Annotated in this window: 6 protein-coding genes; all 6 read right to left on the reverse strand. The window is 66.0% G+C overall.

Annotated features, from left to right (window positions below; all coding sequences use genetic code 11):
* Nucleotides 1–56: 56 nt before the first annotated feature.
* A complete protein-coding gene (gene larB, locus NBY65_RS31580) occupies nucleotides 57–722 on the reverse strand; it encodes a nickel pincer cofactor biosynthesis protein LarB (protein ID WP_150045469.1) in 666 nt (221 codons plus the stop codon).
* Entirely contained in the window at nucleotides 719–1,522 is an 804-nt protein-coding gene (locus NBY65_RS31585; RefSeq protein ID WP_150045470.1) for an adenine nucleotide alpha-hydrolase family protein, read from the reverse strand. Before NBY65_RS31585 ends, larB begins: the two co-directional genes overlap by 4 nt.
* Complete coding sequence (larC, locus tag NBY65_RS31590; RefSeq protein WP_150045471.1) at nucleotides 1,519–2,850, reverse strand: nickel pincer cofactor biosynthesis protein LarC; 1,332 nt, start codon at nucleotides 2,848–2,850, stop codon at nucleotides 1,519–1,521. Before larC ends, NBY65_RS31585 begins: the two co-directional genes overlap by 4 nt.
* Nucleotides 2,843–4,135, reverse strand: coding sequence for a nickel-dependent lactate racemase family protein (locus NBY65_RS31595; RefSeq protein WP_203330740.1), 1,293 nt, complete (start codon nucleotides 4,133–4,135; stop codon nucleotides 2,843–2,845). The genes larC and NBY65_RS31595 overlap by 8 nt, the downstream gene beginning before the upstream one ends.
* A gap of 85 nt (nucleotides 4,136–4,220) precedes the next feature.
* A complete protein-coding gene (locus NBY65_RS31600; RefSeq protein WP_150045473.1) occupies nucleotides 4,221–5,228 on the reverse strand; it encodes a 2-keto-3-deoxygluconate permease in 1,008 nt (335 codons plus the stop codon).
* A 469-nt stretch (nucleotides 5,229–5,697) separates the two neighbouring features.
* Nucleotides 5,698–7,635 carry a sigma 54-interacting transcriptional regulator gene (locus NBY65_RS31605; protein WP_162530885.1) on the reverse strand — a complete coding sequence of 646 codons (1,938 nt, stop codon included), beginning with the start codon at nucleotides 7,633–7,635 and terminating at the stop codon, nucleotides 5,698–5,700.
* Nucleotides 7,636–7,883: the final 248 nt, after the last annotated feature.

Here is a 7,883-nt window from a genome sequence, read left to right on the forward strand (position 1 = left end):
TGTCCTCCTGGGCGCGGGTGCCTGTGCCATCGCTTTTGTAGGCTGACCGTTGATAGTCAGCCTGAAGGCGCTCCGCCCGGCGCCATGCGCCGCAGCATGCGGATAGCGGCACAGGCGCCGCCGAAGCCGTTGTCGATATTGACGGTTACCAGGCCGGGCGCGCAGGAGGCCAGGGCGCCGTGCAACGCCGCCCGCCCGCCCGCCGCCACGCCATAGCCAACCGAGCTGGGCACGGCGATGACCGGGGCATCCACCAACCCGGCCAGCACGCTGAACAGCGCGCCTTCCATTCCGGCGACCGCGATCACCACGGCGAAGCCGCGGATCTCCTCCAGCCGCTGCATCAGCCGCCACAGCCCGGCGACGCCGACATCCGCGATCACCGGTGCCCGATAGCCGGCAAAGGCAAGGCTGCGGGCAGCCTCCCGCGCGACTGTCAGATCCGATGTGCCGGCGCAGACGATGCCCGGCCCCACGCTGTCCGGCACGATGCTGTCGCCGAAAAATGCAGTAGATGACAGCGGATCATAATCGAGGGCGCCGCGCATTGCCGCCGGCAATGCGGCCAACTTTTCCTCGCTCAACCGGGTCAGCAGCAGGCGGCGGCCACCGGCGGAAGTCAGGATCGCCCCGATCTGCGCCGCCGTCTTGCCCGCGCACAGCAACGCCTCGGCCACGCCGGTGCGCCTCTCACGCTCCCAGTCGATCACGAAGTCGGTCATTCCGCGGCATCCCTCAGGAAGGCAGAACCGCGCCGATAGGGACGCATCCCGATGAACCGCCGGCCATCGGCGCGGCACAGCTCATGCATGCGTTGCTCGATGCGAGCGCGCGCATCGTCCTGCGGCAGCGGCGCGCATTCAACGCAGATCCCGCCCGCGATGATCCGGCATCTTATGGCGCTCGTCGCGGGCAGCAGCGCGCCCAATTCGTTCTCCGTCGCCTCGATGAAGCGCAGGGATGTCGCGTCGACGCCAATGCCGGTTTCGATGCGGCTGGCCAGACAGGGTTGGGCCGGCAGGGCCGCCAGGTCGTCAAGCCCGTGCGCCCGCGCCAGGGCATAGATGTCCGCCTTGTGCAGCCCGGCCTCGACAAAAGGATGCACGACACCGTACTGGCGTGCCGCCTCCAGTCCTGGCCGGTAATCGCCCAGGTCGTCAATATTCGTTCCCGAGGCGATCGGCCCGCTGGTCACCTTGCGGATGCAGGCATAAAGATTGGTCTTGCAGTGAAAGCAGCGATTGACCGGATTGGCCCGGTAGGACGGATCCTCCAGCTCCCGCGCGTCAACCAGACGCAGCGCCCATGCATGCCGCCGCGCATGTGCCTCGACCCGCGCCGTCGCCAGCGCCGGGACCGCCGGTGAGACCGCATGCACGGCGGTGACGGAGGCCCGGGAAAAGCGGGAAGCAAGGTAGGTCAGGACCATGCTGTCGACGCCGCCGCTGACGGCGATCGCCAGGGCGGCGTGGCGGTCGAGTGCCGAGACAAGATCAGCCTGCCGGTCTGCAAGCGTCATCATTTTTCCCCTGTGTTCTCGCCCAACCGCTTCACCCGGCGCCGCCGGACCAACCCCTCGAAACCGGCCACGTCGTCACTTTCCACCTTGCAGGAACTCTGCCCCCCGGGCCGCACCACGCGTTTGCGTCGCAGGCTCTGCCCTTCGATGATGAGGCTCTCGGCCATGCGCGGCAGGCAGACCCGTTGCTCCCGCCGCCAGCGCAGCCCGATCGTTGAGGTTTCGACGAAGCATCGCTCGCTGACGGAGGCTAGGCATTCCGGCCGGACCAGCAGCCGGAAATCGCTGGTCGGACGTGCCTTCTTTCCCATCCGGCTGCCGAGGCTGAGATCAAGGACGCCGCACGCCGCACGCAGGCGATCGGCGGCGATGCCGATCTCCTCGCCCGTCATGTCGTCGACGTCGAAGGACAGGACCACGACCTCCTCCGCCTGCCCCTGGGCATCCTGCGGCGGTTGCCGGGCGGCGAACAGCAGGGCGCGCAGAATATTGGGCATGCCGGCCATCTCCCGCGTGCCCGCGCCGGTCCCGGTGGCCACCAGGGGACCGCCGGGCGTTCGGCATGCCATATCGCGCAGCAGATGCGCCAGGATGGCGGCCCCGGTGGGGGTGACGCGTTCCCCTCCGATGCCATCATCGCGCCAGCATAAACCTATGCCCTTGAGGATTTCCACCGTTGCCGGCGCCGGCACCGGAAGCAGGCCATGCCGTGTCCGGACCAGGCCATGCCCCCTGGGCAGTTCCGAAACGCTCCAGCTGACATCACCGAGGGCGGCGATGATGCTGCCGGCGGCGATCACATCCATCAGCGAATCCCAGTCGCCGACCTCGTGGAAATGCACCTCCTCCACGGGTTGGCGATGCACCCGGCTTTCGGCCTCGGCCAGCACGCGCAGAATGGCGATGGCCTGCCCGGCGCTACCCGGGCTCAGCGATGCCGCGGAAATCCGCTGGACCAGCGCGGAAAAATCGCACCCGGACGCCGCGCCGTGATGGTGATGATCCTGATGGGCATGGCCGGGGCCGTGCGCGTCAGGATGATGGGCGTGAGCATGAGCAGGCGCATGATCATGCTTGTGGCCGTGTTCGTGACCGCCTCGCCCGGCCGCCGCACCGCCCCCTGCCCCGGCCAGGGTGAAACGGTGGACGGCGATACCGTTGGTGGTCCCTTCGGTCAGCGTCGGCTGCCCGCAATCCGCGGGCATCACCGCCGCCAGGTCAGCGAACACCAGCGGGCGAAGATCCGGCCGGGCGTCGAGCATGGCGGCCACGAACATATCGCCGGCCACGCCGCCGACCGCATCGAGATGGATGTGCAAGCGCTCAGCCATTGCCGACGAACACCGGCACCACATAGGGGCCCTCGGGGATCACCGCCACCGCCGGATCGCCATGACGCTCGATGCTGTCGCGCACGGCCTGTTCCACCGAGGTGATCAGCTCCACCCCGGTGATGCGGCGTTCCTCCGCGCTCAGCCCGGTGGTGAAAAGCTGGATGCGCCCGACTCGCATCGGCTTGAGCTGCATCTCCGTCTGCCATTCGTCGATTTCCGCAAAGGTCTTGGCCTTCAGCGTCGCCAGGAAGCGCTCCGGGCCCAGTTCGACCATCCTCGCCTGGGCATCGCGGAACTCGGCGGAGCCGAAACCCTCGGAGCATTCCGATGCAATGATCAGCGTTCCGCCCGGCGCCAGGATGTCCATGGGCGTGACCATGCCCTTGACCGTCTGGTAGTAGGTCTTGTCGAGCGGATAGCCGGCCGAGGAGGTGACCACCGTCCTGAACCGCCGGCCGATCCCGATCTTCGTCGCCTCGCTGATGAACCCGACCGCTTCCAGATGGCTGGCGACGACCTCGCCGAAATTCACGTAGACCAGGTCGCGGTCCTCATCGAGAACCGTGTTGATGGCATAGACATCGCCGATCTTGCGGACGATCTCCAGCTGCTCCTCGTGCAGCGGGTTGCCCACGAGATTGCACTGGACGGCGAGCGGATCCTCCATGAACCGCGCCGAGTGGAAGGTGCGGATGGTTTCATGGTGCGCCACGCCGGGGGCGATCACCTTGCGGCCGCCGGACCAGCCGGCCATGAAATGCGGCTCGATCAAGCCGGAGACGATGCGCAGATCGGCCTCGACGAAGCGCCGGTCGATCCTGACCGGGGTGCCGCGCAAGGTGGCACCCAGGTCCACATGGTCGGCGTCGTTGCGGGCGAAGTGGTTTTCCACCCGCACCGTCTCCAGCACCCAGGGGTCGCCGACCAGTTCCGCCAGTTCGGCGCCTTCATTGGGGCGGTGCAGGCCGGTCGCCACCACCACGCAAATGCGCTCCGGCGGCAGGCCGGCCGCCATCAACCCCTCGATCATCGGGCGCAGGAACAGCCTGTTGGGCACCGGCCGGGTGATGTCGCAGATCAGGATGCAGGCGCTGCGGCGCCCCTGGGCCAGTTCAGCAAAGGGTCTGGCCGCGACCGGCCGCGCCAGGGCATGGCGGACGGCCAGCGCCTGGTCCGGCAGCTTCGCCAGGGCGACCTTGCGGATGATCGTCGGTTCGGCCCCGGCCGGCAACCGCACCGGCAACTGGCTGCGCCCAAAGGCGATTTCGACCGTGCTGTCCATCAACGCGCCTCCTTGGTCCGGCATTGCGCCGCTGTACTTGCAAAGGGAAGCCGGCGACGGGCACGCCCCTGTCGCCGGCAAGCGCTCACGGGTGCACGATCTCTGGCACGCCGACCGCCTCCTCCCCCGCTTCCTCTTTCGGTGTTCCGAATTTGGCGGCGACGAAGGCGGTGACAAGCGGGACCAGCACGGCGGTGACGACCACCGAGGCGGCCACCAGGATGGTGGCGCTTTTCGCCGCGTCGGCATAAACCGGATTGGACGCGGCGATGATGGCGGGAACCGCCGCCGCATTGCCGGCTGTCGAGGCCGCGGCCACCCCCGCCACGCCGCTGCCGCCGGTCAGGCGGTCGACGATGAACAGGGCGGTGCCGGTGACCGCCACGACGGCGACACCCACCCCCAGGCCGAGCAGCCCGGCGGTCCAGACCTTGCTGAGGTCAAGCGCGGCGCCCAGGCCGAAGGCGAAGAACGGGATCAGCCCGGGTGCGATCTTGCCCAGGAACAGCCGCATCTCGCGGTCCAGGTTGCCCAGCACCATGCCGATCAGCAGCGGCAGGATGGCGCCCAGCATGGTCTGCCAGGGGAAGGCGGACAGGCCGGCCAGGCCCAGTGTCACCATGGTCAGGAAGGGGCCGGATTCCAGCGACATGATGGAATAGGCGCCGACATCGCGCGAGCGGCCGTACTGGCCCATCAGGGCGCAATAGAGGCCACCATTGGTGTCGTTCATGGCGGCAACGATGGCCAGGGTCGAAATCCCGGCGAACATGCCGCCGGAAATCGGCGCCTCTCCCAGGAAATGACCGAGGATGACCCCGAAGACGGCGCCGATCGCGATCTTGGTCAGGAACAGCGATCCGCCCTTCTTGAGCACATAGGGCGTCGCCTGCACGTCGATGCTGGCGCCCATGCACACGAAAAACGCGGCCAGGATCGGCATGCCGCCGGTGAACAAGGCCCCCGTGAACGAGCCAAAGAATTTCGGCGTATCAGGGAAGAACGTATTGATGATGGCACCGGTCAGCAACGGCACCACCATCATCCCGCCCGGCACGGCCTCGATCATCTTCTTGATCGGCACTTGCTTCACAAACGTACTCCTCGATTTTTTCAGTATATGCCGCCGTTTCAACAATTATCTTTATTATTATTCGTATAACAGTCGCACAATCTTGGAATTAAGAAGCAACAACTGCAGTACGATGTTAGAAGAATCGTCAAGAAACGGCGCTCGCCTGTATCTGGAACGGCGATCTTTCCGAACGATTTGTGGTGTGACGTGGCGTTCCGGCTTTCCTTCTGCGACCCGGCGGCTGGATTATTGTCAGCCTCTGAATATGCAAGCGATATGCCAGATCTCGACAGGTCGCCCGATAGCTGATTCCTGCGGCCCGGCCGGCAGCGCCGCTCTGGCCCTTGCGGTAAATTGCAACACAGCCTGCGGTATTTTACCGCAGGCTGCCCGGCCAGGGATTACGAGGCAGCGTAAGGCCGCCCCATGCGGCCCGAGCAGGCCCTGGAGCGCCCGGCGGGCTGTCGCCGGTGCGGCCGATGTCGCTCTAATGCCGGGCTTTGCCGTCCAGTTCCTTGAGCCAGCGGTTCAGCGTGCCCCGATCGATCCCCAGGCGGCGCGCCGCCTGGCTCTTGCAGTTGCTTTCCTCGGCCATGACCTTGGCGACGATCCGCAGGCGGACGGCTTCCAGATCGTCCTGGGCGAATTCACACGCCGCGCACTGCGCAGGCGGCTTGCCGGGCGGCCTGCGCAAATCGCTTAGCGCGGGCTCGACGGTGTCGAGGCGCACCACCGGATCCGGGGCGGTGATGGCAATGCGCTCCATGATGTTGCTCAACTGCCGGAAATTGCCGGGCCAGCCATATTGCAGCAGTGCCTGGCGCAACCCGGCATCGAGATCGACCACGTCGGTCTTGTAGGCGCGCGCATGCCGGCGCAGCAGCAACACCGCGCTGGGGATGATATCCCGGCGCCGCATCCGCAGGGGAAGCGTTTCGAACTTCAGGACATTCAGCCGGAAGAACAGGTCCTGGCGGAAGGTTCCGGCGACCACCATCTCCTCCAGGTTCTGGTTGGTCGCGGCGACGATGCGGATATCCACCGGAATGGCCTGCTCGGCTCCCAGCCGCATCAGCTGGCGCTCCTGGATCACCCGCAGCAGGCGGGTCTGCAGCGTCTTGTCCAGCTCGCCGATCTCATCGAGGAACAGCGTGCCTTTATCGGCCAGTTCGAACAGCCCCTTCTTGCCCTTGCGCGACGCACCGGTGAAGGCACCGTCCACATAGCCGAACAACTCGCTTTCCAGCAAAGTGGGCGGCAATGCGCCGCAGTTCACCGCGACGAAGGGCCCCCCGGCACGCCGGCTCGCGTTATGGATGCCCTGCGCCAGCAATTCCTTGCCGGTGCCGCTCTCGCCGATGATCAGCACCGTCGCGTCGGTTCCGGCGTAGCGGTTCAGCAGTTCCAGCCGCGCCTGCATCGCCGTGTCGTAGGTGACGTAATCATCCAGCCGGTAGGTCGCGGTGAACTTGCTCTTTTGCTGTTCCTGGTAACGGACCCGCCGCTCGATCGTATAGAGCCGTTCCACCCGTTCCAGGGCGAAGACGATGCTGTGGGATGCCCCGTTACCGTTGATGGGATAAAGGTAGCAGACCATGCGGCCGTGCCGCGTTTCCACCACCTGGCCCACTTCCCAGATGCCATCGGCGATGGTCTGCCGCGCGACGGCCAGGGCCGGATCGACGGCCTCGATGGGCTTACCCAGCATCTCCGCACGATTCATCTGGAAGACCATCGCTGCGGTGCGGTTGGCGTGGGTGATGCACCCGCCCCGGTCGAGCGAGAATACCGCTTTTTCGAACATGTCAAGGACAGTGGAGAGGTGGTCGCGGGTGACCCGTTCAAGCTGCAGGACGTTCAGGAAGGCCTGGGCGCTTTCGACCGCCTGCCGAACGCTTTCCGGCCCCGAGGAGATCAGACGGAAATTCCCGCACAATTCGCCAAAGCGGCTTTGCGGGATGGTGTCGCCGACCATCACGTCGATCGGCTCGCGCGCGACCCGTTCGCGCACCTGGTTGCGCAACATCGCGTATTCCCCCGCGTCGGCCTGTTCGAACAGAATGCAGTAGAAGGAAATCCCCAGCATGGCGGCGACTTTCGCGCAGTCGCGCATGATGCCGGCATGGCCGACGATGCCGACGCGGCAGGGCTGCCCCGCCAGGTCGGCCAGCACCTCCAGGATGTCATAGCTGCTGATGGTGATGTCGATGACCGGCAGCACGCTGTGCTGGCGCAGCAACTCGGCGGTCCTGCCGCGGCTGATCAGCACCTGGTAGTGCCGGGCTTCCAGCCGCGGCAGCAGCGCCACGGCCTCCTCGAGATTGGCCGTCTCGATGTCGAAGTTTATTCCGCAGGTGCTGCGGACGGTTCCGGCAATCTCCGCAAGCTGGACGAACGGGGCAACCAGGCAGATCTGGGCGTGCATCGCGACGTGGTCTTTATTTGTTGTTATTAAGCAATGGAAATTTGCAAAATCAACGGGCGCTTCCCTCGTCCCCCCGCATCCCGCCATCGAATGCCCCCTGAAATCCCGCCACTTCCGTATGCTCCCACCTCTTCCCTGTCGCGATCATAGCCCGGGTGGATTTTGTCAGAAACGCCACTCCGCCTCATCCAGGGGGCCACCATAGATGAGCCTGCCCGCTGGGAGTGGAGGAGGTCGATCAGAGCATC

This window comes from Rhodovastum atsumiense (genome assembly GCF_937425535.1).
Taxonomy (GTDB): Bacteria; Pseudomonadota; Alphaproteobacteria; order Acetobacterales; family Acetobacteraceae; genus Rhodovastum; species Rhodovastum atsumiense.